24 protein-coding genes are annotated in these 23,061 nt (G+C 68.1%); 9 read left to right on the top strand and 15 right to left on the bottom strand.

Going from position 1 to position 23,061, the window contains the following annotated elements; all coding sequences use genetic code 11:
• Window positions 1–24: 24 nt before the first annotated feature.
• Together HRV97_RS07295 and HRV97_RS07290 are read right to left on the bottom strand one after the other, a co-directional pair.
• Window positions 25–2,436, bottom strand: a complete 2,412-nt coding sequence (locus HRV97_RS07295) for a DUF3772 domain-containing protein (RefSeq protein WP_174193447.1) — start codon at window positions 2,434–2,436, stop codon at window positions 25–27.
• 82 nt (window positions 2,437–2,518) lie between these two features.
• Window positions 2,519–3,148: a GDSL-type esterase/lipase family protein gene (locus HRV97_RS07290; protein WP_174193446.1), complete on the bottom strand. Its 630-nt coding sequence runs from the start codon at window positions 3,146–3,148 to the stop codon at window positions 2,519–2,521.
• Between the two features lie 116 nt (window positions 3,149–3,264).
• On the opposite strand from HRV97_RS07290, the gene HRV97_RS07285 reads away from it, so the two are divergent.
• Window positions 3,265–3,441, top strand: coding sequence for a hypothetical protein (locus tag HRV97_RS07285; RefSeq protein WP_174193445.1), 177 nt, complete (start codon window positions 3,265–3,267; stop codon window positions 3,439–3,441).
• A gap of 136 nt (window positions 3,442–3,577) precedes the next feature.
• Here the strand turns inward: HRV97_RS07285 and HRV97_RS07280 are convergent, their stop codons facing one another.
• The 3 genes from HRV97_RS07280 to HRV97_RS07270 all read right to left on the bottom strand — a co-directional run bounded on the left by HRV97_RS07280 (window position 3,578) and on the right by HRV97_RS07270 (window position 4,439).
• Window positions 3,578–3,739 carry a hypothetical protein gene (locus tag HRV97_RS07280; RefSeq protein WP_174193444.1) on the bottom strand — a complete coding sequence of 54 codons (162 nt, stop codon included), beginning with the start codon at window positions 3,737–3,739 and terminating at the stop codon, window positions 3,578–3,580.
• 58 nt (window positions 3,740–3,797) lie between these two features.
• A complete protein-coding gene (locus HRV97_RS07275) occupies window positions 3,798–4,070 on the bottom strand; it encodes a DUF1488 family protein (RefSeq protein ID WP_174193443.1) in 273 nt (90 codons plus the stop codon).
• A 78-nt stretch (window positions 4,071–4,148) separates the two neighbouring features.
• Window positions 4,149–4,439, bottom strand: a complete 291-nt coding sequence (locus HRV97_RS07270) for a hypothetical protein (RefSeq protein WP_174193441.1) — start codon at window positions 4,437–4,439, stop codon at window positions 4,149–4,151.
• A gap of 190 nt (window positions 4,440–4,629) precedes the next feature.
• Here HRV97_RS07270 and HRV97_RS07265 point away from each other — a divergent pair, with 190 nt between their 5' ends.
• Together HRV97_RS07265 and HRV97_RS07260 are read left to right on the top strand one after the other, a co-directional pair.
• Window positions 4,630–6,519 carry a YhjD/YihY/BrkB family envelope integrity protein gene (locus tag HRV97_RS07265; protein WP_343044457.1) on the top strand — a complete coding sequence of 630 codons (1,890 nt, stop codon included), beginning with the start codon at window positions 4,630–4,632 and terminating at the stop codon, window positions 6,517–6,519.
• A gap of 12 nt (window positions 6,520–6,531) precedes the next feature.
• Window positions 6,532–7,083: a PRC-barrel domain containing protein gene (locus tag HRV97_RS07260; protein ID WP_174193439.1), complete on the top strand. Its 552-nt coding sequence runs from the start codon at window positions 6,532–6,534 to the stop codon at window positions 7,081–7,083.
• 37 nt (window positions 7,084–7,120) lie between these two features.
• Here the strand turns inward: HRV97_RS07260 and HRV97_RS07255 are convergent, their stop codons facing one another.
• The 3 genes from HRV97_RS07255 to HRV97_RS07245 form a co-directional block, all read right to left on the bottom strand.
• Entirely contained in the window at window positions 7,121–7,411 is a 291-nt protein-coding gene (locus HRV97_RS07255; RefSeq protein ID WP_174193437.1) for a CsbD family protein, read from the bottom strand.
• Window positions 7,412–7,534: 123 nt separating this feature from the next.
• Window positions 7,535–7,987: a response regulator gene (locus HRV97_RS07250; RefSeq protein ID WP_174193435.1), complete on the bottom strand. Its 453-nt coding sequence runs from the start codon at window positions 7,985–7,987 to the stop codon at window positions 7,535–7,537.
• On the bottom strand, window positions 7,984–9,090 hold the full coding sequence (locus HRV97_RS07245) for a PAS domain-containing protein (protein ID WP_174193433.1): 1,107 nt from the start codon (window positions 9,088–9,090) through the stop codon (window positions 7,984–7,986). Before HRV97_RS07245 ends, HRV97_RS07250 begins: the two co-directional genes overlap by 4 nt.
• 324 nt (window positions 9,091–9,414) lie before the next feature.
• Here HRV97_RS07245 and HRV97_RS07240 point away from each other — a divergent pair, with 324 nt between their 5' ends.
• Window positions 9,415–10,380, top strand: a complete 966-nt coding sequence (locus HRV97_RS07240; protein WP_223176654.1) for an MDR/zinc-dependent alcohol dehydrogenase-like family protein — start codon at window positions 9,415–9,417, stop codon at window positions 10,378–10,380.
• Window positions 10,373–11,371 (top strand): Gfo/Idh/MocA family protein, encoded by a 999-nt coding sequence (locus tag HRV97_RS07235; RefSeq protein WP_174193431.1) that lies wholly within the window; start codon window positions 10,373–10,375, stop codon window positions 11,369–11,371. Before HRV97_RS07240 ends, HRV97_RS07235 begins: the two co-directional genes overlap by 8 nt.
• A 48-nt stretch (window positions 11,372–11,419) precedes the next feature.
• Here HRV97_RS07235 and HRV97_RS07230 read toward each other — a convergent pair whose 3' ends face one another.
• The 4 genes from HRV97_RS07230 to hrcA form a co-directional block, all read right to left on the bottom strand.
• Window positions 11,420–13,156 carry an aspartyl protease family protein gene (locus tag HRV97_RS07230; protein WP_246248585.1) on the bottom strand — a complete coding sequence of 579 codons (1,737 nt, stop codon included), beginning with the start codon at window positions 13,154–13,156 and terminating at the stop codon, window positions 11,420–11,422.
• 111 nt (window positions 13,157–13,267) lie between these two features.
• Window positions 13,268–14,491: a threonine synthase gene (locus HRV97_RS07225; RefSeq protein WP_174193427.1), complete on the bottom strand. Its 1,224-nt coding sequence runs from the start codon at window positions 14,489–14,491 to the stop codon at window positions 13,268–13,270.
• 213 nt (window positions 14,492–14,704) lie between these two features.
• Window positions 14,705–15,250 carry a nucleotide exchange factor GrpE gene (grpE, locus tag HRV97_RS07220; protein ID WP_174193425.1) on the bottom strand — a complete coding sequence of 182 codons (546 nt, stop codon included), beginning with the start codon at window positions 15,248–15,250 and terminating at the stop codon, window positions 14,705–14,707.
• Between the two features lie 44 nt (window positions 15,251–15,294).
• Complete coding sequence (hrcA, locus tag HRV97_RS07215) at window positions 15,295–16,338, bottom strand: heat-inducible transcriptional repressor HrcA (protein ID WP_174193423.1); 1,044 nt, start codon at window positions 16,336–16,338, stop codon at window positions 15,295–15,297.
• A gap of 164 nt (window positions 16,339–16,502) precedes the next feature.
• Here hrcA and rph point away from each other — a divergent pair, with 164 nt between their 5' ends.
• Together rph and rdgB are read left to right on the top strand one after the other, a co-directional pair.
• Window positions 16,503–17,216 (top strand): ribonuclease PH, encoded by a 714-nt coding sequence (gene rph, locus HRV97_RS07210; RefSeq protein WP_174193421.1) that lies wholly within the window; start codon window positions 16,503–16,505, stop codon window positions 17,214–17,216.
• On the top strand, window positions 17,213–17,839 hold the full coding sequence (gene rdgB, locus HRV97_RS07205; RefSeq protein WP_174193419.1) for an RdgB/HAM1 family non-canonical purine NTP pyrophosphatase: 627 nt from the start codon (window positions 17,213–17,215) through the stop codon (window positions 17,837–17,839). Before rph ends, rdgB begins: the two co-directional genes overlap by 4 nt.
• A gap of 167 nt (window positions 17,840–18,006) precedes the next feature.
• Here rdgB and HRV97_RS07200 read toward each other — a convergent pair whose 3' ends face one another.
• A complete protein-coding gene (locus HRV97_RS07200; protein ID WP_174193417.1) occupies window positions 18,007–18,876 on the bottom strand; it encodes an alpha/beta hydrolase in 870 nt (289 codons plus the stop codon).
• 200 nt (window positions 18,877–19,076) lie between these two features.
• On the opposite strand from HRV97_RS07200, the gene HRV97_RS07195 reads away from it, so the two are divergent.
• The gene (locus tag HRV97_RS07195) at window positions 19,077–19,547 is read left to right on the top strand and encodes a DUF3833 family protein (RefSeq protein WP_174193415.1); all 471 of its coding nucleotides are present in this window, start codon (window positions 19,077–19,079) and stop codon (window positions 19,545–19,547) included.
• 165 nt (window positions 19,548–19,712) lie between these two features.
• On the opposite strand, the gene HRV97_RS07190 is transcribed toward HRV97_RS07195, so the two are convergent.
• Entirely contained in the window at window positions 19,713–21,203 is a 1,491-nt protein-coding gene (locus tag HRV97_RS07190; protein WP_174193412.1) for an aminotransferase class I/II-fold pyridoxal phosphate-dependent enzyme, read from the bottom strand.
• A gap of 62 nt (window positions 21,204–21,265) precedes the next feature.
• A complete protein-coding gene (locus HRV97_RS07185) occupies window positions 21,266–21,835 on the bottom strand; it encodes a CAP family protein (protein WP_174193410.1) in 570 nt (189 codons plus the stop codon).
• An 11-nt stretch (window positions 21,836–21,846) separates the two neighbouring features.
• Here HRV97_RS07185 and hemW point away from each other — a divergent pair, with 11 nt between their 5' ends.
• The gene (hemW, locus tag HRV97_RS07180) at window positions 21,847–23,055 is read left to right on the top strand and encodes a radical SAM family heme chaperone HemW (protein WP_174193401.1); all 1,209 of its coding nucleotides are present in this window, start codon (window positions 21,847–21,849) and stop codon (window positions 23,053–23,055) included.
• Window positions 23,056–23,061 lie beyond the last annotated feature (6 nt).

Raw genomic sequence — 23,061 nt, 5'->3', positions numbered from 1 at the left:
CTCTTTTGCCGCCTGGTTACCCGATCAATCGCGCGCGTCACCCCTTTCCCGCTCGCGTCCCCCGTCGCGCGGCGATGCGGCGATCATCTCCAGCCGCTGCGGGACCGTGCCGATGTCGATCCCCTCGTCGGCGAACCGCCCCAGCAGCGCCATGAACACGCTCGACCGCGTCGGGTAAGCCGCGCGCGGCGTCTCCACGTGCGCGAAACAGTTGAACAGGATGCGCCCGTCCGCGATCGAATCGATGAACGCCGAAGGTGCAGGGTCGTCGAGCACCGCTGTTTCCGCAGTGAAGATCGCCAGCACGATCGCGCGCACGCGCGCCGCGTCGGTGCCGAGCGGGACCGAGAACTGGATCTGGATCCGCCCCAGCGGGCTCGCCAGCGTCTTGTTGAGCACCGACTTGGTGATCAGCTCCGAATTGGGCACGATCAGCGTCGAATGGTCGGCGAGCTCGATCTCGGTCGAGCGCACGCTGATCCGTTTCACATCGCCCTCGTCGGTGCCGACGCGCACCAGGTCGCCGATCTTGATCGGCCGCTCGGCGAGCAGGATCAGCCCCGACACGAAGTTGGACGTGATCGCCTGCAACCCGAAACCGATGCCGACCGACAGCGCCGACAGTAGCAGCGCGATCCGCTCCACCCCAATGCCAAGCGAGGCGAGCGCCCAGATCACGGCGAGCGCGACGCCGACGTAGCGCGCGACCAGGCTGACCGAATTACGACCCGACCCGTCCAGGTCGGTCGCGGGCAGGTACCGCCCCTCCAGCCATCCCATGAACGCGCGCACCAGCGCGAGCCCGACGAACAGCACCACCAGCCCGCGCACGATCGTACCCGGCGACACCGACACGCCACCGACCTCGACCCCCTGCGCCAGCGTGCCCAAGCGCCCGAACAGCGACGACACGCCGTTGCCCGCCCCAAACGGCGACAACAGCAACCCCAGCGCGGTCACGCCAACCACGACGCGCAGCACGCCCGACAGCAGCACGCCGAACTGGTCGACGCTGCTGCCGCGCAGGCCAAGTGCGCGCACCAGCGTCCGCCCGGTCGCGCTGCTGCGCTTGAACAGGCTGGTCGACACATCGTCGATCGCCGCCATCAACAGGTAGGTCGCCGATCCCAGCACCGTGCCCCAGGCAACCAATTGCACCAGGAACAGGCTGAACCCAATGTAGCCGACCAGCAGCGCCAGCCCCGCGACCAGCACGACCAGCCACGCGAGCAACGTCACCGCACCCAGTCCAGCGCGCGTCGTCTCGCCCTGCTCGTCGCTCGCCTGTTCCGCGCGCAACTTGCCCAGCGCCAGCAACGTCGCGGCGAGCAGCAACAGATGCAACGACGCCTCCGCCGCCTGCGACGCGACGCGTGCCGCGACGCTCGCATTCACCGCGCGATTGAACACGTCGACGGTGATCGTCGCGAACGACAATGCGGCGAGGATTAGCGAGAACGGGCGCAAGCGCGTTGCCGCCGCATCGCCGATCGACGCGACGCGCCACGACGGCTGGCTGCGCATCAACAACGCGCCGCTCGCCGCGGCGGTCAGCCCGGCAAAGGTCATCGCCGCGATCAACCCATCGAGCAGCGAACTCCAACTCGGCGCCTCCAACCGCGACCAGCGCACCCCCTGCACCAGCGAGAAGCCGGCGAGCAGCGGCATCAGCGTACCCACCGCAATCCGCCAGATCGCGTAGCCCGATCGCCTGACGCGGTGGCCCGGCGCGCCTTCGATCAGGAAGCGCTGCCCGACACGCCACAGCGCGATCCGCCCCGGCCCCAGCACCAGTACGAAGATCGCCGCGCCCAGCAACGCCTGCCACGGCACGCGACCGCGCCACTGCACGCGCATCTGCGCCACGCCGTCTCCCAGGAACGCGGACACGCGGCGCAGGTCGCGCGGCGCCGACAACAGCACCGCGCGCCAGAACGCCGGGCTGAGCGGCGACGGGCTGTGCGCCGACAATCGTTCGCCGAACTGCGCCGCCTGGCTTTGCGCGATCTCGTCCACCAATTGCTGCGCGCTGACGCCGAGCAGCTTTCCGCGCTTCACCGCCGAGTCGAGCGCCGCGTGCTGGCGGGCCAAATCGGCGCGTTGCGCGCGGATGTCGGGTGCCTCGCTCGCCCCCTTGGCGGGCGCCCCCAGTTGCGCGACCTTGGCGTCGACCAGCGCGAGCTGGTCCTGCAACCGCCCGGCCGCGTCGGTTGCCGATTCCTGTGCCGCCAGCGCCTTGGCGCGCAACACGGGCCGCTCGTCCTCATCGACCGGCCCGTCGAGCGCGCGGTCGACCGCCGTCACGTCGCGTTCCGCCTGCCCCAGTTGCGCCGCCAGTGCCGACACCGAAGCGGTCTGCGCCGCAGCAGGCGCGGATATCAGCAGCAGCACGAGCAACGTCGCGCGCAGCAATCGGGCGATCGGAAAAGCCGGCATCCGACAAACCCTACCCAGATCGAACCTCGGTTGTGAAGACGGGGGCCGCGACCCGTCCCCAGTCAGCGTCGCCCGCCCGTTCTCACGCCGCATCGGCGCGCGGCGCCAGCGCCTGCTCGACGAAAGGCAGCAGATGCTCGACCACCGCCGCGATCGCGCGGGCGTTGGGATGCACGCGGTCGACCAGCACCATGTCGGGATGGCCTAGCACGCCCTTGGGGAAGAAGCTGCATAATGGCGCAGCGTGCTCGCGCGCGACCTCCTCGTGGATCGCCCGATACGGCGCGGCGCGTGCGCGCAGGATCGGTGGCGGCTCGACCCGCGTCAGCAGCACGGGAATGCCGCACGCGGCCAGCTCGCGCACGATTGCGGACAGGTTCGCGCGCACCTTGGCCGGCGACACGCCGCGCAGCACGTCGTTCGGTCCCACCTGCACCAGCGCCAGATCAGGGCGCCGCGTCAATCGGCTCAACAACCGCGGCAGGCGGTGCAGCACGTCGGCGGTCGTGTCGCCCGACACTCCCGCGTTGATCACCTGCGCGCCCGGATGCCGCGCGCGCAGACGTCGTTGCAACTGTTCCGGCAACCCGTTTTCGGTCGCCAGCCCATAACCCGCGACCAGACTGTCGCCGAGCGCCAGTATTGTAGGATATTCGCCCGTCATCACCGGAATATAGGCAGCGCGGTGACCGGATACACGGCGCGGACGCACGATGCCGCCTGCGACGCTACGACCGTAAGGTCATGCTTCTCTACAACTTTTGCCTTGTTGCGCGAACAAACGGCACCAATCGCGTTCGCGGCCGTTCAACCGACAGGAGGTATGCAGTGGCTGACAAGATCGTCTCGATTGGATTGCTGACGCAGCGCGATCTCGACGTGCTGGGAACCAGCTTCACGCGCCACTTTCCCGTCCCGCGCGACGACATGTTCGCCGACCTGCTCGACCGTCTCGACCGGGTGGATGCGGTGCCGACCAGGAATGATCGGACGCAACGGCACTGAGCGACTAATCTGTTGCCGACTACCATCAGATCATTCCGAGGCGACGTCGGCTAACGCGTAGGTAGTCCTCGCCTTACTTCGGCACCGTTGATTGAGGACGTGACGGCCACCTTGACCGCCACGCCGCGCGCTTGCCTCAGCTCGGGTGCGCTTCACTATCTTCCGCCGGCTTTCCACCCTCGGTCGGGGTCATCGCATTGTCATAGGCAGCGCTCTCGTCGGCGATGCTGGCGTCCTGGCTGCGCTTCGCCGCGTCGCTGAACTGCTCCACGTCGTCCTTCTTGTCCTGCTCGGTCATCGGGTCATCCTCTGCTGCTGGTTCGTTTGATCTTAGATCGCCTGGCGATCACGAACCGTCACTCGAGATCGTTCTCGCTAACGGTGATGATCGACTGGTCGGAATTGCGCGACAAAGCCGACAAGGCCGCATCGGTGATCGGGTCGATGAAGCGCTGGAACATGTCGGCCGCGTCGCCGTCGGGGCGGTCGCCGCTCAATGCTTCCAACACGTCATATTGCACCGCGAATTCATATTCTTCCGCGTCGACCTCTGCGGTGAACTCGACCTGCTCGGCCTCGATATTGTCGAGGATGGTCGCGTGATCGATCTCCATCTGGCTTGCTGCCATGGTTCAAACCTCTTCTTTCTGCTCGGCGGATGCTACAAGCCTCGGCGCGGGCCGGTGTTCCGCGCGCCACGTATCGCGCTACTGCCGCGCGCTTGCTCCACCACCCGGCAGTTGCTCGGCCAGCCGACCGATCGCCTCGCCGACGAAACGGTCGACAGGTGTTTCACCGGGCAAGGTGACCGGCCGCTCGCTGGTCAGCACCGCCGCGTCGCGCTGCTCGGGCGCGAGCGCCTGCCACGCGCGCACCGCCTTTTCCAGGCTGGTAACCTCGGGCACCTGCTCGCTGCCGCGCGGTACGTCCTCCAGCGACGCGCTCATCGTCCACGCGATCGCTCCCGCGTCACCGCCGCTCCAGCTTGCCTCGGTCATCCGCCTGCCTTTCCCTTGTTCGGCCATCAAGCGTTCGCGCCTGCCCCTCGGTTCCTCCGCGCTCGGTTCCTCGGTGCTCGTCCGGCAGAAGATCGCGCCGTTTCGAACCGCTTAACCCAGGTCAACGCCGGAACGACCGTGCCGAACGACGGGTTGTGCCCGCAAACGTGACAACGGGGGCGACATCGACGTGCAGCAGAACGGAACCGACGCGCGATCGCCGTGGCAGATGCCACTCGCCGCCTGGAAACAGGTGGCGAAACGCACCTGGGCGGAGACGAGCAACGACAACATCGGCCTGATCGCCGCCGGCGTCGCATTCTATGGTTTTCTGGCGCTGGTTCCGCTGCTCGGCGCGATCGTGCTGACCTACGGCCTCGTCGCCGATGCCGCGACCGTCACCAGCAACATGGACGCGCTCACCTCGGTGCTGCCGCAGCAGGTCGCGCGGCTGATCGGCGAACAATTGCTTAACGTCGTGCAGACGTCGGACGGCAAGAAAGGCTTCGGCCTGCTGGTCGCACTCGGCATCGCATTGTTCGGCGCGCGCAATGCGGCGGGCGCGATCATCACCGCACTCAACGTCGCTTATGAGGAGCAGGAAACGCGCGGCTTCATCCGCGTGACGCTACTGGCGCTCACCATCACGGCCTGCGCGGTGCTGGTCGCGATCGTGGCGATGGTTGCGGTGACCGTGCTCGGCTTCTTGCAGACCCTGCTGCCCCACCTACCCGGCCCGGTTGCCGTACTCGGCAAGATCGTCGCCTATCTGCTGCTGGCGATCGCGGGCGCTGGGGGAGCCGCGACGCTCTACCGCTTCGGCCCTGACCGCCGCCATGCACGCTGGACTTGGCTGACCCCCGGATCGCTGCTCGCCGCTTTGCTGTGGCTGCTGCTGACGATCGGCTTCGGCATCTACGTCGCCAATTTTGGCAATTACGATGCGACCTACGGCTCGCTCGGCACCGTGATCGTGCTGCTGACGTGGATGTACCTGTCGAGCTACATCCTGTTGTTCGGCGCCGAGCTCAACTCCGAACTCGAACATCAGACCGCCGAGGACAGCACCCGCGGCGAACGTCCGCTGGGCGAGCGCGGCGCCTGGGTCGCCGATCACGTTGCCGGTCACGCGGCCGGTCATGGGGCCGACCACGCGACCGACGAGCCGACGAAGCGTCCCATCGAGCCGCGCGAACCCGCCCCGACCTCGCCGAGCGGTATAAAGGATTATGCCACCGCGCGCGTCGCGACGCACGCCTCACGCCTTGCCGGCATGGAGAAGCTGCGGATGACCGAAACGCTCGGCGCGACGCTCGGCCTCGCGCTGCTGCGCCGCCAAGGCCGCGCGCTGCCCGGCGCCGCGCTGCTCGCCGCCTCCGGCCTGCTCGCCTGGTCCTCGCGCCGCCACGCACGCGGCGCGGCCGTAGAGGCCGTGATCTTCGACATCGACGGCACGTTGGTCGACAGCAACGATTATCATGTCTGGGCCTGGCAGCATGCCTTCACCGAACGCGGCTACGACATCGCACCCAAGCGCATCCACGATCAGATCGGCAAGGGCGGCGATCTGCTGGTGCCCGCGCTCATCCCCGACGCGAGCGAGGCGGAGACGGAGACATTGTCGACGCGCCACGGCGAGATCTTCAAGACGCGCTACCTCGACCGCGTGCGCGCCTTCCCGCACGCCGCCGATCTGCTGCGCCACGTCGCGGCACAGGGCCAGAAGGTCGCGCTGGCTTCCTCGGCGAGCAAGGACGAACTCGACCATTACGTCAAACTGCTCGACGTCGCCGACATCGTGTCGGCCGCCACCAGCAAGGACGATGCGGAAACGACCAAGCCCGCCCCCGACATCTTCGCCGCGGCGATGAAACGACTCGGCGTCGCACCGGCCGCGGCACGGATCGTCGGCGATACGCCCTATGACGTGACAGCCGCGGCGCGCGCGGGCAGCTCGACGATCGCGGTCCGCTCGGGCGGCTTCTCCGACCGGAGCCTGCATGGTGCCGGCGCGCGCGCGATCTACGACGACGTGGCCGCGATCCTTGCCGACTACCGCCGCTCACCGCTCGCGCGCTAAGGGAAAGCGATCATGCAGGACATTGCCGGCTGGGTCGCGCTCGCGGCGACCTGTGTTGCCGCCTTGATGACCGCGTCCAACCTCGGCGCGCGTGTCACCGGCTGGGGGTTCGTCGTGTTCACGGTCGGCGCGGTCGCCTGGATCGTCGTGGGCTTGGAGAGCGGCCAGACACAGCTTCTGTGGTCCAACATCTTCCTGGGCGTCGTCGACGTGTTCGGCATCTGGCGCTGGCTCGGTCGCCGCGCGAAGTTCAGTGATGCAGCACAGGCCGAGCAGGAACGCAGCACCGCGCCCGCGCGCGAGCGATTGTTCTCAATCTCGCGGATCGACGGCCTACCGGTGACCGGAGGCGATGGTCAGGTGATCGCACACAGCGTCGACGCGCTCGCCACCTGTGCGGGGGGCACGATCGACTTCTTCATCGTGCGTGAGGGTGGCGTGGCCGGCGTCGGCGAAACGCTGCGCCGCCTGCCGCGTAACATGGTGCGCGTGCGTGACGCGGCATTGGAAACGTCGCTCGATCCAGCTGCGCTGTCGCGTCTGCCGCTGGTCGAGATAGAGTAACGGGACGCGCGGGCAGTCACCCGCGCGTCCGTATCATTCAGGCCTTCTTGCCGCGCAGCGTGTTGATCAGCGCGAGGCCGACCACGCCGACCAGTGCCGCGGTCGCGAACGGGCGCTGCTTGGCGAACCCCTTCGCCTGCCCGGCGAGCGGCGCGACATTGTCGCTCACCGCTTCCTTCGCCGCACCGACGGTTTTCTGCACCGAACCCGTCACCTGATCGGCAATGCCCGACCCTTGCGTCTGCGTGTCGCCGGTCGCGTTGCCGATCGCTTCCTTGACCTGACCCTTGACGTCGTTGCCGGTGCCCTTCAGCTGATCGGTGTTCATCGTTACGCTCCTAATCCAGGTGGTGAAACCATAGCGGCGCTGATGCGCCGTGGATTGCTGGTAACGACGAACCCGCTGTTCGGTTCATCCCCGCCGCGACGAAACGGCGCAGATGATCGCCTGTCAGTCTTCCCAGGCCGCCGCGAAAGCGGGTGATGCGATGAAGCTCGCCGGCATCGGGCTGGTCGGCGGCGGTGTCGTCAGCCCTTCCTCGATGTAGCGCAGCGCCGAGGTCAGCCCGGCGCGCGAGAATGGCTTTGGGATCACGCCGTGCGCGCCCGCGAAATCCTCCGGGATCTTCTTCGGGTTGGCGGTCACGAAGATCACCGCCGCGCCCGCCCAACGCTCGTGGATCAACCGCGCGGCATCGAGCCCGTTGGTGCCCAGCGCCAGTTGCAGGTCGACGAAGGCGAGGTCGGGCGCGGCGGACGCTGGCAGCGCCTCCAGTTCGTGCACCGACGCCGCCTCGCCGACCACCTGGTGCCCGGCGTCTTCGACCAGTGCCTCGATATCCATCGCCAGCAGTGCTTCGTCCTCGACGATCAGCACGCGAAACGGCCGCACCAGCCGTATCAAGCGCCCGGCTCCATCGCGAAGCTGATCGTCACGCGCGCGCCAGGCTCCGCCGAGGACCAGTCGACGGTTGCGCCGATCTGCCGCGACAATCGCGTGATCAGCACGCGGCCGAGCCCCTCGTCCGATGTCGCCGCGGGGTCGAAGCCGGGACCGTCGTCGGCGATGCTGATCACGCCCCTATCCCCCTCGCGCGCCGCGACCACGCGCAACGTGCCCGCGCGCCCGTCGGCGAAGCCGTGCTTGACCGCATTGGTCACGATCTCGTTCAACACCAGCCCCAACGCCGACGCGTTGGTCGAAGAAATGTCGAGCGCCACCACATCGGCTTTGACGTCGATCTCGCTCCGCCCGCTCGACGCCACCACGTCATTGGCCAGGTTGACCGCGAATCCGCCGGCGTCGAACCGCGTCACGTCGTCCGACTGGTACAAACGCCGGTGCACGCTCGCCAGCGCATCGACCCGCTCCAGCATCGCGTCGAGCCGCGCCAGGATGCTTTCGTCGGAGATACCGCGCGCCTGCAACCGCAGCAGCGATCCAATCATCGTCAAGTTGTTCTTCACGCGGTGATCGACCTCGTGAAGCAACAGCGTCTTGTCGTCGAGCGCCGCCTTCAGGTCGGCGGTACGCGCCTCGACCTCGCGCTCGACCTCTGCCTTCTGCCGCGCGATCGCCTCCTGCGCCTCGACGCGGTCGCTGACGTCGAGCTGCGAGGCGAAGAAGAACTCGATGTCGCCTTCCTTGTTGCGCACTGGGCTGACGTACAGCGCGTTCCAGAAGGTCGAACCGTCCTTGCGGTAATTGAGCAGGTCGACCGCGACGTCGGTCCCGGCCTCGATCGCATTGCGGACTTCGGCCACCTTTGCCCGGTCAGTGTCCGGACCTTGCAGGAAGCGGCAGTTGGTGCCGATGATCTCGGCGCGGTCGTAACCCGACAATTTCTGGAATGCTTCGTTGCAGAAGATGATGGGGTTGTCGTCCTGGCGCGGATCGGTGACGATCATCGGCATCTGCGTCGCGCGCACCGCGGCGGCGAACGGGTCGCCCCGTCCCGTCTCGTGCTCGACCAGATCGGTCAGGTGCCAATCGTCGCGTTGATCCATTCTTTCCCCCGCCCCCTGCGTGGATGCACACGCCGGTCAGAACGACCAACTTAGGTTGTGCTATGCGCCAGCGATCGCCACCCGCCAAGTAGCGGCTCCACAATGCTTCAGCATCACCGATTGCTCCACTGAGCCCGCAACTTCGCCGCGATCCGCCGCCGCCACACAAGGTTCGCGCCGGGAACGCGCTTTACCGATGACACGACGCTCAAAGCTACGCGTGAAAGCGAGCGCGCTCATCTTCCACGATCCCATCGACTGGACGCCGCGCGCGGGAGCGGGCATCGGCCTGCCAGATGGCGCACCGCGCCGAGGGAGACCCGAATGACGACGATGCAGGCGGCGATATTGAGCGCGCCCGGACAGATGACGATCGCCGAGGTGGACCTGCCCACTCCGGCCGCGAGCGAGGTGCGCATCCGGCTGGAGGGTTGCGGCGTCTGCGCCTCCAACGTCGAACCGTTCGAGGGGCAACCCTGGTCGACCTTCCCCGGCGCACCCGGTGGCATGGGGCACGAGGGCTGGGGTATTGTCGACGCGCTAGGCGACGGTGTGACCGACCTCGCGCCCGGCGACCGCGTCGCCTTCCTCGCCGGCCACAGCTTCGCGCATTACGACGTCGCGCCCGCCGACATGGTGGTAAAGCTGCCCGCGTCGCTTAGGGGTCAGCCCTTCCCCGGCGAGCCGCTGGGTTGCGCGATGAACATCTTCCGCCGCGCCGACATCCGCGCGGGCCAGACCGTTGCGATTATCGGCATCGGCTTTCTCGGCGCGGTGCTGACGAAGCTCGCCACCGACGCCGGCGCGCGCGTGATCGCGATCTCGCGCCGCGAGGAATCGCTCGACCTCGCGCGCCGCTTCGGCGCCGCCGAGACAATCCCGATGCACGATCACTGGGCGATCATCGACGAGGTCAAGCGCCTGACGAACGAGGCGATGTGCGAACGCGTGATCGAAGCGGTCGGCAAGCAATGGCCGCTCGATCTCGCCACTGCGCTGATCGGCTTCGGCGGCCGGCTCGTCGTCGCCGGCTACCACCAGGACGGACCGCGCCAGGTCAACATGCAGGATTGGAACTGGAAGGGGATCGACGTCGTCAACGCGCACGAGCGTGACCCCGCGGTCCAGCGCCGCGGCGTCGAGGAAGCGATCGACGCGGTCGCATCGGGCCGGATCGACCTCGCCGCGCTGCTCACCCATCGTTACCCATTGTCGCAGGTGTCCGACGCGATCCTCGCCACCCGCGACAAGCCGCAGGGCTTCGTCAAGGCATTGGTGACCTATGAGTGAGCCGCGCTCGCGCAAACCGCGCCTCGGCTTCCTGGGCGTCGGCTGGATCGGCCGTCACCGCATGGAAGCGATGCTCGCCACCGGGCTGGTCGAGGCCGCCGCGATCAGCGACCCCTCGCCCGACATGATCCGCGACGCCGCCCAGCTCGCGCCCGCCGCAGAGGTAGTCGACACGCTCGAGCAGATGCTCGCACTCGATCTGGACGGCGTGGTGATCGCCAGCCCCAGCGCGCTCCACGCCGCTCAGTCGATCCAAGCGTTGGAGGCGGGCAAGGCGGTATTCTGCCAGAAACCGCTCGGCCGCGACGCCGCCGAGACCGAGGCCGTCGTCGCCGCCGCGCGCGCCGCCGACCGCCTGCTCGGCGTCGACCTGTCCTACCGCTTCACCGCGGGCATGGAGAAGATCGCCGAACTGGTTCGCGCAGGGAGCCTCGGCCGTCTGTTCGCGGTCGATCTCGTCTTTCACAACGCCTACGGTCCCGACAAACCGTGGTTCTACGACCGCGCGCAATCGGGCGGCGGCTGCGTGATGGACTTAGGGATTCACTTGGTCGACCTCGCGATGTGGCTGACCGGACAGGACATCAAATCGGTATCGTCGTCGCTGTTCGCCGGCGGTGAGCCGTTGGCAGCGCGTGACACCGTCGAGGATTACGCCGTCGCCACGCTCACGCTCGACAACGACGTCGCGGTTCGCCTCGCCTGTTCGTGGCGGCTCCACGCCGGACAGGATGCGGTAATCGAGGCAAGCTTCTACGGCACGAACGGCGGCGCGACGATGCGCAACGTCGGCGGCTCGTTCTACGATTTCACCACCACGCACAACACCGGCACGCAGGCGACGACGATCGCGCAGCCACCGGAGGAATGGGGCGGCCGCGCCGCAGTCGACTGGGCCCGCCGCCTCGCCGCCGACCCGCGCTTCGACGCGCAAGCGGAGGAGTTCGTCACCACCGCGCGCGCGCTCGACCGCATCTACGCGGGCGCGTGAGCCTTTACTCGCCCGCCGTCGCCCATTGGCGCGCGGCGGGCGAGAGGCTCAATAGGTCAGATTGTACCGCTTCGCACGCTCCTCGATCTTCTCGTCGAGCTTGATCGCCGCCGCACGATCCTCGGCGCCGCGCTTCGCGTCCCCGCTGCGGGTTAATGCGACGCCGCGGGCGTACCGCGACCAGGCGTTGTCGGGGTTGCGTTTGAGCGCGGCATCATAGTCGGCGATCGCCTGCGCCCACGCACCCTGGCGTAGATAGACCAACGCGCGGCTGTCGAGCACCGCGGATGATCCGGGGTTGAGCTTCAACGCGCGGTTGCAGTCGGCGAGTGCCTCGTTCAGCGCCTGCCCGGCGGTCGCCCGCGCCCAGCACCGGCTGTTGAACGCGGAGGCGCGGCTGCTGTCCTCGGGATGACTTTTGATCCATTGGTCGAGGTTCGTCACCGCGGCGCCTGGTTGCCCCAATTCGGTGAACATCGCCGCCACGCGCAACCGCATGTCCGCTGAGGGCGCGAGTGAACGATCGGCCACCCGCACGTCCTCCAGCGCCTTGTCCCGCTCGCCCGCGCCGAGCCGCACACCCGCACGCGTCAGCCGGGCCTCGGCATTGTCCGGCGCCAGCGTGATGGCACGATCGAGATCGAGTCTGCCACGATCGAACTCCGCTTTGTCGCCGGACAGGAGCAACATGGCGCGCTGATAGTGATAATGTGCGTCACCCGGCGCCATCGTGATCGCTTCGTCAAAATCCGCCAGCGCGGCCGCACGCTTACCGTTCGACGCGAGCGCCGCACCACGGCGGCTGAAGCTGGCGGCATCGGTCGGCGCGGGCGAGCGATCAGCCAGATCGATCACCGATCCGGTGGCGGTCACCGCGCGCCGCGGGTTCAGCCCGAACAATGGCCCTCCTTCATAGGTAAAGAACATCATCTTTGTTGCGTTCGAGACGAACACGCGATGCGTGAGGAAAAAGTCGACCCCGACCAGCATCTCGGTGTCGCCCATTCCCAAATCGGCAATGTTGATCTGAGGGCGGGTCAGCTTTTCGCCGCCAATGTCGATGGTGGAGAAGGTGGCACGCCACGTCTCAACGCGGCGCTGCCCCAACCCGCTCCCGTAACCAATGCTGGTGACGCCTGCGCTCTGCGCGGTCACGCCCAGCCGCTTGGCGGTCGTGCGCGACAGCAGCGAGCGTTCCGCGCCGGTGTCGAACACAGCGGGGACGTCGCCGCCATTGATCTGGATCTTGGCAATCGTATGCGGCTTAAAGATGCCCTCGCTTTTGCCGATCAACTTGAGCGCGCTGACCGGGCGGTCCTTCGCCCAATACGCCAGATTGTTGTTCGCGCAGCCCTTGGTCTGGATCAGGCGAACGATGCCGTGCGGCAGATCGTATTCGACGTCGAGCACGCCGAGAATATTCTGACCCAGCAGTCCCGCATGCCCGGTGTCGCTGCCCGCCACAACGAAGTCGACCTTCCGCAACGGGATGCCCGCCAGCGAGAAGTTAGTTGCGATCGCACCGCCTGCGCTTGCCTCACCACCGACACCTTGGACGCGCAGGAATGGCAATTGCGTCACCTTCAACCCGAATTCCTGCGCCGAGGCGATCGACAGCGTACTATAGAACGCACCGCTATCGAGGATGAAACGGGCAGTCTTGTCACCGAACTTGGCGTCGATCATCGGTCGGTTGCCCGCCATCGTGACCGGCAGTTCGGCCGCCACTGCAACCGTGCACTCCGCCGCCGCCATGCCAGGCGCGCACGCCAATGCGCCAACCATCGCGCAAGCGATCCTGGCCACCATTCTCAGCATCCCACCGCCCTCATCACCCAACTGACGCTTAGCGTAGCGCGGCGATGCTCCGGCGCAAGCGCCAGCGGCTGCGCGTTCTTACAGTTGGTCGAAGTCGATCGCGCCGTGGCGATCCAGCCAGTTGGGTGCCTCCGGCATCGGATATTTGAGGCCGGTGGCGCAGTTGAACAGCACCACTTCCTCGTCCTCGTCGACCTCGCCGTCGCGCAGCGCCTGCTTGTACGCCGCCAGCGTCGCGCCGCCTTCGGGGCACAGCAGCAACCCGTCGCGCCGCGCGCAATCGTCCACCGCCGCCAGGATGGCCGGATCACCCACGCCCAGCGCCTTGCCTCCGCTCTCGCGCACCGCGCGCAGGATCAGGAAGTCGCCCACCGCGCGCGGCACCCGGATGCCCGCCGCGACCGTATGTGCGTCCTCCCAGCGCTCGGCATGTTCCTCGCCCGCCTCGAACGCGCGGACGATCGGCGCGCAGCCCGACGCCTGCACTGCGTACATCCGCGGGCGCTCGCTGCCGATCCAGCCGAGCCGCTCGAGCTCGTCGAACGCCTTCCACATCCCGATCAGGCCGGTGCCACCGCCGGTGGGATAGAAGATCGCCTTGGGCAGCCGCCAGCCGAGCTGCGCGGCGAGCTCCAGCCCCATCGTCTTCTTGCCCTCAATCCGGTACGGCTCCTTCAGCGTCGAGAAGTCGAACCAGCGCCCTTCCGCCGCGCCCTTGCCGACGATCGCGCCGCAATCGTCGATCAATCCATTGACGCGCCACACCCGCGCACCCTGCGCCTGGATCTCGCGCACGTTGATCTCGGGCGTGTCCTCGGGACAGAACACGATCGTCTCGATGCCGCAGCGCGTCGCATACGCTGCCAGCGCCGCACCCGCATTGCCGTTGGTCGGCATCGCGATCCGCGTCACGCCCAACTCCTTCGCCATCGCCACCGCCATGACGAGCCCGCGCGCCTTGAAGCTGCCGGTCGGCAGCCGCCCCTCGTCCTTGACCAGCACGTTGGCGCCGCCGCTTTTCGCAATCGGGATCAGCGGCGTCTCGATCTCGCCCAAGCTGACGATGTCGCGCGTGTGCCGCACCGGCAGCAGCTCGCGCCAGCGCCACAGGTCGGTTTCGCGCGCGGCAAGCTGGTCGCGCGACACCGCTGCACCCACGCCGTCCAGATCGTAGCGCACCAACAGCGGCCGCCCGACGCGCGACAGGTTATGGAGCTGGTCGGCCTCATACCGCTCCCCCGTCATCGAACATTCCAGGTGCGTGACGAAGGTCGGGCGATCGGCGGAGAGATTCTCGTTCATGGACGCAGGTTCTAGAGCCCCCGTGCGTCGACACAATGCCCGCTACCGAAACGACGAAGGGCGAGAACACCGTCCCCGCCCCTTGCCATCCCGTCACCCGGACTTGATCCGAGGTCCCGCTCTCTTCACCCCGCCGCACAAGAAGCGGGATCCCGGCTCAAGGCTGGGATGCCGAGCGATGAGTTGACTTACCAGTGTTGCACCAGCCGCGGTTCAATCCGGCTTCTTCGCCACCGCAACCAGCGCCGGGCGCAGCAGGCGATCCTTGATCATCCAGCCCGACTGCATCTCCTGCACGATCGTGCCTGCCGCCTGGTCGCTCGGCATCTCCATCATCGCCTGATGCTTGTTGGGGTCAAGCGGCTCGCCCATCGCGGCGATGCGCGTGATCCCATGACGCTCGAACACCTTCTCCAGCTCGCGCCCCGTGGCATCCAACCCGGTCACCAGCCCCTTGAACTTGTCGTCGCCGCGCAGCTCCGCCGGGATCGACGCCAGCGCACGCTCCAGATTGTCGCTCACCGACAAAACATCGCGCGCGAAGTTGGTCGCGGCATAGGCGCGCGCGTCGGCGGCGTCCTTCTCCGCGCGGCGGCGCACGTTCTGGATGTCGGCGCGCGCGTACAGCGTTTCCTGCTGCGCGGTGGCGAGCTGCTGCTCCAGCTCGGCGATCCGCGCGGCCTGGCCGTCGTGCTCGGCCAGCTCGGGTGCTGCTTCGGCGGTCTGCTCGCGCAGGTCTTCGGTCGTCTCGTCGGCCATCGTTGCCCCTGTACTCTTACAAGATAGATGCAGATCGACGCCGCTCAGCCCATCAATCGGGCAAGCGTCGCCGCGGTGAAATCCACTATCGGCACGATCCGCGCGTAGTTCAACCGTGTTGGCCCGATCACCCCGACGACGCCGACGACGCGCCCGTCATGCCCGCGGAAAGGCTTGGCGATCACCGACGAGCCCGACAGCGCGAACAGCTTGTTCTCCGCGCCGATGAAGATGCGCGTCGCATCGCCCGCACTCGCCGCGCCCAGCAGCGCCGCCACCTCCTGCTTGCCCTCCAAATCGTCGAGCAGCTCGCGCACCCGCTCCAGGTCCGCCGCCGCTGCATCGTCGAGCAACCGCCCCTGCCCGCGGACGATCAGCACAGACCGCCGCGCGCCATCCTCGCTCCACACCGCCAGCCCACGCTCGACCAACGTCCGCGCCGCAGCGTCGAGCGCACTCTGTCCCTCGCCCAGCTCGCGCTCGATCCGCGCCCGCGCCTCGGCGAGCGTCAGCCCGCCCAGCGTCGCGGTCATGTAATTCCCCGCCTCGACCAACGCAGACGCCCCCAGATCAGCCGGTAGGTCGACCACGCGGTTCTCGACCCCGCCATCCTCCGCCACCAGCACCGCGAGCGCCTGCGCCTGCCCCAACGGCACGAACCCGATCGAGCGCAGCACCGCCTCGCGCTTGGGCACCATCACCAGCCCCGCGCACGCCGACAGCCCCGATAGCGCCGCGGTGGTCGCCGCCAGCGCTTCCTCCACCGGCCCGCGATTGGCCGCGCGCGCCTCGATCTGCGCGCGCTCCTCGGCACTCGGCTCCAGCGACTGCATCATCCCATCGACGAACAGGCGCAGCCCGCGCTCGGTCGGCATCCGCCCCGCGCTGGTATGCGGCGCCGCGAGCAGTCCCATCGCTTCCAATTGCGCTAAAACCCCACGGATCGACGCCGGCGACAGGTTCAGCCCCGCCTGTGCCAGCGTCTTCGACCCCACCGGCTGCCCGTCGTGCAGGTACCCGTCGACCACGCGACGAAAGATGTCGCGCGCGCGGTCGGACAATTCGGCGATCGGCGGGGTCGCGCTCATGACCGCGAATGTATGCGCGCGCGGCCTTCGGCTCAACGGGGTGCGCTCCTAACCCGTGGCACCCGACCGGCCAGACTGATACCATTCATACTCGCCAACCACCGCTGGCGCCGGTTGCGTGCACCGGCTACGGCCTCCCCGACTATTTCGCTCAAGGAGTTCCCATGCGTCCCAGCGGCCGTGCGCCCGACCAGATGCGCGCCATCACGATCGAGCCCCATTTCACCCGCCATGCGGAGGGCTCGGTGCTGATCGGCTTCGGCGACACGCGCGTGCTCGTCACTGCCAGCGTCGAGGAGCGCGTGCCGCCGTTCCTGCGCGGCAAGGGCCAGGGCTGGGTCACCGCCGAGTACGGCATGCTGCCGCGCGCCACCCACACCCGTGGCAGCCGCGAGGCGGCGAAGGGCAAGCAGTCGGGCCGCACGCAGGAGATTCAACGGCTGATCGGGCGCTCGCTTCGCGCGGTTACCGACATGAAGCTGCTCGGCGAGCGGCAGATCACGCTCGACTGCGACGTGATCCAGGCCGACGGCGGCACGCGCACCGCCGCGATCTCGGGCGCGTGGGTCGCGCTCCGCCTCGCGATCAACACGCTGATGGCGCAAGGCAAACTCACCGCCGATCCGATCACGCAAAAGGTCGCCGCCGTCTCGTGCGGCATCTACCAGGGCCAGCCGGTGCTCGACCTCGACTACCTCGAGGATTCGAACGCCGACGCCGACGGCAATTTCGTCCTGCTCGGCAACGGCCACATCGCCGAAGCGCAGGCGACCGCCGAGCACGCCACCTACGACGAGGAAGCGCTGCTGCGCCTGCTGCGTCTCGCCCGCATCGGCTGCACCGAGATCTTCGCCGCGCAGGACCGCGCGACGCAATGAGCGGCGAGGGCAACGAGCCGCAGGCGATCCGCAAGCTCCAACCCGGCAAACTCGTCATCGCCAGCCACAATGCGGGGAAGGTGCGCGAGATCGCCGCGCTGCTGGAAGGCCGTGGGCTCGACGTCATCTCCGCAGGCGACCTCGACCTGCCCGAGCCGGAGGAGACCGGCACCACCTTCGTGATGAACGCGGAGCTGAAGGCGCGCGCCGCCGCCGACTTGTCGGGCCTGCCTGCGCTCGCCGACGACAGCGGGTTGTGCGTCGATGCATTGGGCGGCGACCCCGGCATCTTCTCCGCACGCTGGGGCGGCGAGAACAAGGACTTCAACCACGCGATGGGCTTGGTCGAGGACAAGCTCGCCGCGCAGCCCGACGCTCCGCGCGACGCGCACTTCGTTTGCGCGCTCGCGCTCGCCTGGCCCGACGGCCATGTCGAATGGTTCGAAGGCCGCGTCGACGGCACGCTCGTCTGGCCGCCGCGCGGGACCAAAGGTCACGGCTACGACCCCGTATTCCTGCCGATCGGCTACGACATCACCTTCGGCGAGATGGACGAGCCCGCCAAGAACGAGATCAGCCACCGCGGTGATGCCTTCCGCCAGATGGTCGCAGCGGTATTCTAACGCCCCGCAGCGCGCTGCTCCGCGCAGCCGCTCCGGCGCTACGCCAACGTTGGCGCTCGCACGAGCGCTGACGTTTGCAACATGCTGGCAGATCTACGGACGCCGACAGAGTATCGCACCACTCTCCGCTCCGCGAACGACGGCCCGCCTCCCCGGTCCGCGCCACGTTATTCAGGTGCGGAACCGTTATCCGCGCCAGGGCTCGCGGCCATCGTACCCATCTGATCGAACGCCTGCCACACTGTCGAAGCGATGTATCGCAGGTCGACCGAATGATAGGCCTCGCCCGCGATCGGCGCCACGACCGCCGTGCCGCCCGCCGCCCGCTTGAGCGTTTCGGCCGCAGCGAAGGGAACGACCTGATCCTTGCGGCCATGCATGATCAGCACAGGGCTCTTCACGCGCGCGATAGCGGCGACGTTGTCGAAGGCATCGGTATAGACCCCGCGCGTGATCGCGGGCGCGAACGACGAGAACCGATCAAACGCGCCCAAGGTGGCGGTACCGCTCACGTCGGCCCTGCTCGCGAGACGAAGCGCGACTGCGGCACCCAGGCCGTCGCCGAACAGATACAACCGCCCCGTCGGTCGCAAGGCACGGGCGAGGTCAGCGAACGCCGCGCCGTCGCGGTACAATCCGTTCTCGTCGGGCTTGCCCGGATTGTCGCCGTACCCGCGGTACGACGCCACCAGCACGCCGCGGCCGCCCGCGGCGAAGGGCTCGGCCTGTTTGGCAGCGATGTTCCGATTGCCGGCGCGGCCCCGCAAGAACAGCAGGATGTCGCCATGCGGCTGCTCGGGCGCCCAGAACCAGCCCGTAAGCTCGCCTCCGTCGGCGGTCTTGGCCGACACGCCCGTCGGCGCGCGCCCTGCCCAGGTCGGCGATGCCGCTGCGAGCGGCTTGGGCTGGTACAGTTTCGAGCTGACTGGGTTCACGCATCCACCCAGGTTGATCGCGGCACCTACCAGCGTCGAGGTCACCAATATTCGGCAAAGGGCTGCCGCACCCGGCAGGCGTGATCGTAGGCGAAAAGGCATTCACTCTCCTGATGGTCGGCACGCCCCGTCGCACCGATCCGCGAGGAAGCGACGTGAGCGGGTGTCGGACGCCGAACCGCTATCAGCGCCGGGGTCAGCCACGCCGGACCTAAATGCAACCGATTCGGTTGGAATGTACAAAGCTCCACTCCACCCACGCCGACGACCTTTCGCATCGCTGCGCTTCGAACCCCCGAGACATGCGTTGTGACACGATGCTTGCCGCTCTCCTGCTCACCGCTGCCGTCGCGAACTTCGACGTTTATCGCTTCTTTACCGGCGAAACGGCCGGGATGGGCGAATTGAAGGTCGTGCTCCGGTCGCGCGAGCCCGTGCGTGTCAAAGGGACCGGCCGGATCGATCCCGACGGAACGCTGATCCTCGATCAGGAGATCGCGCAAGGCACACGCCCGCTGCGTACGCGGCAATGGCGTCTGCGTCGCGTGGGCCCAGGCAGATATCAGGGATCGCTCAGCGACGCGCGCGGGATGGTCAACGGCGATGTCGATGGACCTCGACTGCACCTGCGCTTCTCGACCAAGGACGGGTTCGACGTCGAGCAATGGCTGACGATCGCGGATGACGGGCGTTCGGCCGCGAACACGCTCAAAGCGCGCCGCTTCGGGATCACTGTCGCGACATTGACCGAGAAGATCACCAAGCTGAACTGACCTCTCCGACGACCTAGCCATCGCCGGGTGGCGACGTGTCGGCCACCGGAAACGCGACGTTCGTCCACAAACCCGAGTTGATCCAACGCTATCTACCCCTGTGCTACACAACGGCCCTTCGGCTGGAACCCCGTGCACACCAGCAACCGACCAAGACGACGCGAGCTATTCCGCCGCGATCGCCTGCTCTGCCGCCGTCTCCGCCACGACCCGCATCGTCCGCTCGCTCGGATCGATCGGATCGAGGAAGAACGACCCCGCATCGCGGTTGGCGCGCAGCCAAGCGACATGCGCCGCGCTGATCCGCTGCCCCGGCACCAGCCGCGGCACGCCCGGTGGCGCGGGCGCGATCATCTCCGCCGCGATCCGCCCTTCGGCGGCTTCCAGCACAACCTGCTCGACCGCGCCGAACATCGCCGCGCCCGCATCCATCGCCATCTCGACGTTCAGCGCGCGCAGCGGCGGCACCTCGCCCACCTTTGCCAGCGACAGCGTGCCCTTGCGCAACGCCTTGGCGCAGGCGCGCAATCCCTTGGCGAGCGCGCGGATATCGGCACCGCGCGTACCCGGCGCGATGATCGCGAGCAGGTGGCGCGCGTCCGACAGACCGACGCTGACGCGGTGATGCTCGTTCAACCAATCGTCGACCGCATAACCCGATACACCCAGCCCCGAAACGTCGATCAACACCTTGGTCGGGTCAAGGTCGCTGCCCGCCGGCAGGTCGTCCGCGCCCAGCAGCCGCAGCCCCTCGACCTTTGCCAGCCGCCGGCGCAGGTCGTCGGCCTGCGCGATCGCCGCCGTCCACATTTCCTCGCCGTGCAGCACGTGCTCGCGCCGCGCCACGTCCAGGCTGGCGAGGATCGGCACCGACGGGCTCGTGGTTTCGAACAATTCGAATGCCATCCACAACCGCTGCCGGTCCACCAGCTCGCCGCGCGCGAGCAGCGCGGAGCCTTGCGTCAACGCGCCCATCGTCTTGTGGACGCTGTACACCGCCACGTCCGCGCCCTTGGTCAGCGCGTCGTCGGGCAGGCTCTCGCAGAATGCGAACGCCCCGCCCCATGCCGCGTCGCAGATCAACGGCACCCCGCGCGCGTGACAGATGTCCGACAAGGCCGCGATGTCGCTGGTCACCCCGAAATAGGTCGGCGAGACGACCACGAACGCCTTTGCCTGCGGATGCGCGTCGAGCGCCGCGGTCAACGCCTCGGGAGCGACGCCATGCTCGATGTCGAACGCGTCGTCGATCATGACCGGCACGATCTGCGCGTTCAGCCCGACCGCCAGCGCGTGCGCGCGCTCCGCCTTGTGGACGTTGGCGGCGAGCAGCACGGTGTCACCCGGCGCCGCCACCGCGGCGAGCGCAGTGTGCAGGCTCTGCGTCGATCCACCGGTCACGAAGCGGCAGAAATCGGCGTTCCACGCCTCGGCCGCAATCTCGTGCGCACGCTGCACGACGTGTGCGCCCTCGGTGCGGTCATCCAGCCCCTTGGGCGTGATGACGTCGGCCTCGAACACGCGCTTGCCCAGCGCCCGTTGCAGGTCGCGCGGTACCGCCGCACCTTGATGATGCCCCGGCGCACCGAAGCCGTGTACCTTGTTGCGCTCGATCTGCTGAAGCGCGTCGAGAATGGGGGTCTGGGTCTGATCCATGCGGCAGGAACGCTGCCCTGTCGCGGCGTGTCCGACCGTTCCACCTATGTCATGAAAATAAATCAGTAGGCGCGCTGGCCTACCACATTACCGGCCGGCGCGTAGCGGCAGACGAGATAATCGTCACGCGCGCCCATCGCCCACGCGCATCCGACCGCGCGCGAGCCGCGCCAGACGATCTGCGTGTAATGCGCCACATCGCCCGCGCGTCCGGTACGGCTGAACCCCGGCGTCGGCGCGTTGACGAAATCGCGGCGTTCGGCGAGCCACAGATCGATCATTTCGGCGAAGGAATAGGCACCACGCGTGCCGGTGAACAGATTCTCGCCCTGCTCATGCTGATCGGCGTGCGCGAACCGCCCGCTGCGCGCCATCTGTTCGGCATAACCGCGCGCGTCTCGCGCCAGCGCCGCGTCCCACACCAGCGGCGGCACGCCCACCGCCGCGCGCGCAGCATTGTGCCGCGCCAGCATCACACGCTTGAGCAACGCGTCGCCCCGCGCGGCAGGCCCCGCGCTAACCCGCGGCTCCACCACCCGCTCGGGCGCAGGCGCGCTCGTCCCGACCGAACACGCACCCAGCGTCAGGGCGAGCAACAGCGCGGCGTGGAGTTTCGGCATCATCGCCGCCATATGGGCGCAGCATGACGCCCGACAATCCCGCCACCTCGCTGCACGTTCCTACGCCATCGCATACCGAGGACGAGCCGCTGGCGCTCTACGTCCACTGGCCGTTCTGCGTCTCCAAATGCCCGTATTGCGACTTCAACAGCCACGTGCGCGACACCGTCGACCAAGCGCGCTGGCGCGACGCACTGCTGCTCGACCTCGCGCACGAGGTCGCCGCACTGCCCGGCCGCCGCTTGGGCTCGATCTTCTTCGGCGGTGGCACACCCTCGCTGATGCCGCCCGCGACCGTCGCCGCGATCATCCAGGCCGCCACCAGCGCTTGGGCGCCAACCGCCGACTTGGAAATCACGCTGGAGGCAAACCCCTCCTCGGTCGAGGCGGCGCGCTTCGCCGATCTCGCCGCCGCTGGCGTCAACCGCGTCTCGCTCGGCCTACAGGCGCTCGACGATCAGGCGCTCCACTTCCTCGGTCGCGCCCACGACGTGAACGAAGGACTGGGCGCGCTCGACACCGCGCAAGCAGCCTTCGCGCGCGTCAGCTTCGACCTGATCTACGCCCGCCCCGGACAGCCGATCGAGGATTGGGAGGCAGAACTGCGCCGCGCGCTGTCGTTCGGCACCGAGCACCTCTCGCTCTACCAATTGACGGTCGAGCCCGGCACCCGCTTCGCCACCGAAGCCGCCGCCGGCCGCCTCGTCATCCCCGACGCGGACACCGCCGCCGACCTATTCGAGCTGACCCGCGCGATCACCGCCGCCGCCGGCATCCCCGCCTACGAGGTGTCGAACCACGCGCGCGCTGGTGCAGAGAGCCGCCACAACCTCGCTTACTGGCGCTACCGAGATTATGCCGGCGTCGGCCCCGGCGCGCACGGCCGCCGCCACGGCCATGCGACGCAGCGCCGCCGCAAGCCCGAGAATTGGCTCGCCGCGGTCGACCGCAATCGCCACGGCATCGAGGTCGAGGACCCGCTCGCCCCTGCCCTTCGCGCGTCGGAGGCGCTGCTGATGGGGCTGCGCCTGGCAGAGGGCGTCGACCTCGCGCGCATCACCCGCCGCACCGGCCTCCCGCTCGACGCGCTGATCGACCGCCGTGCCGTCACGCAGCTACCCGAGCTGATCCGGCTAGAGGATCAGCACCTGACCGTCACCGACGCCGGCATGCTGCTGCTCGACGCGATCCTGCCGCGCATCGTCCGCGCCGACGAGGCGGCGGCGGCCTGATCCAGC

The sequence above is a fragment of the Sphingomonas hominis genome (assembly GCF_013328205.1).
Taxonomy (GTDB): Bacteria; Pseudomonadota; Alphaproteobacteria; order Sphingomonadales; family Sphingomonadaceae; genus Sphingomonas; species Sphingomonas hominis.
Note: the sequence above shows the minus strand (reverse complement) of the source record. Positions and strands in the feature narration are given on the sequence as shown.

What these genes read in the sequence shown, in the direction of transcription:
- HRV97_RS07295 (WP_174193447.1), bottom strand. Translation starts at nt 2,436, where the DNA reads ATGCCGGCTTTTCCGATCGCCCGATTGCTGCGCGCGACGTTGCTCGTG.
- HRV97_RS07280 (WP_174193444.1), bottom strand. Translation starts at nt 3,739, where the DNA reads ATGACCGAGCAGGACAAGAAGGACGACGTGGAGCAGTTCAGCGACGCG.
- HRV97_RS07275 (WP_174193443.1), bottom strand. Translation starts at nt 4,070, where the DNA reads ATGGCAGCAAGCCAGATGGAGATCGATCACGCGACCATCCTCGACAAT.
- HRV97_RS07270 (WP_174193441.1), bottom strand. Translation starts at nt 4,439, where the DNA reads ATGACCGAGGCAAGCTGGAGCGGCGGTGACGCGGGAGCGATCGCGTGG.
- HRV97_RS07260 (WP_174193439.1), top strand. Translation starts at nt 6,532, where the DNA reads ATGCAGGACATTGCCGGCTGGGTCGCGCTCGCGGCGACCTGTGTTGCC.
- HRV97_RS07255 (WP_174193437.1), bottom strand. Translation starts at nt 7,411, where the DNA reads ATGAACACCGATCAGCTGAAGGGCACCGGCAACGACGTCAAGGGTCAG.
- HRV97_RS07245 (WP_174193433.1), bottom strand. Translation starts at nt 9,090, where the DNA reads ATGGATCAACGCGACGATTGGCACCTGACCGATCTGGTCGAGCACGAG.
- HRV97_RS07240 (WP_223176654.1), top strand. Translation starts at nt 9,415, where the DNA reads ATGACGACGATGCAGGCGGCGATATTGAGCGCGCCCGGACAGATGACG.
- HRV97_RS07235 (WP_174193431.1), top strand. Translation starts at nt 10,373, where the DNA reads ATGAGTGAGCCGCGCTCGCGCAAACCGCGCCTCGGCTTCCTGGGCGTC.
- HRV97_RS07230 (WP_246248585.1), bottom strand. Translation starts at nt 13,156, where the DNA reads ATGGTTGGCGCATTGGCGTGCGCGCCTGGCATGGCGGCGGCGGAGTGC.
- HRV97_RS07225 (WP_174193427.1), bottom strand. Translation starts at nt 14,491, where the DNA reads ATGAACGAGAATCTCTCCGCCGATCGCCCGACCTTCGTCACGCACCTG.
- grpE (WP_174193425.1), bottom strand. Translation starts at nt 15,250, where the DNA reads ATGGCCGACGAGACGACCGAAGACCTGCGCGAGCAGACCGCCGAAGCA.
- hrcA (WP_174193423.1), bottom strand. Translation starts at nt 16,338, where the DNA reads ATGAGCGCGACCCCGCCGATCGCCGAATTGTCCGACCGCGCGCGCGAC.
- rph (WP_174193421.1), top strand. Translation starts at nt 16,503, where the DNA reads ATGCGTCCCAGCGGCCGTGCGCCCGACCAGATGCGCGCCATCACGATC.
- rdgB (WP_174193419.1), top strand. Translation starts at nt 17,213, where the DNA reads ATGAGCGGCGAGGGCAACGAGCCGCAGGCGATCCGCAAGCTCCAACCC.
- HRV97_RS07200 (WP_174193417.1), bottom strand. Translation starts at nt 18,876, where the DNA reads ATGCCTTTTCGCCTACGATCACGCCTGCCGGGTGCGGCAGCCCTTTGC.
- HRV97_RS07195 (WP_174193415.1), top strand. Translation starts at nt 19,077, where the DNA reads ATGCGTTGTGACACGATGCTTGCCGCTCTCCTGCTCACCGCTGCCGTC.
- HRV97_RS07190 (WP_174193412.1), bottom strand. Translation starts at nt 21,203, where the DNA reads ATGGATCAGACCCAGACCCCCATTCTCGACGCGCTTCAGCAGATCGAG.
- HRV97_RS07185 (WP_174193410.1), bottom strand. Translation starts at nt 21,835, where the DNA reads ATGGCGGCGATGATGCCGAAACTCCACGCCGCGCTGTTGCTCGCCCTG.
- hemW (WP_174193401.1), top strand. Translation starts at nt 21,847, where the DNA reads ATGACGCCCGACAATCCCGCCACCTCGCTGCACGTTCCTACGCCATCG.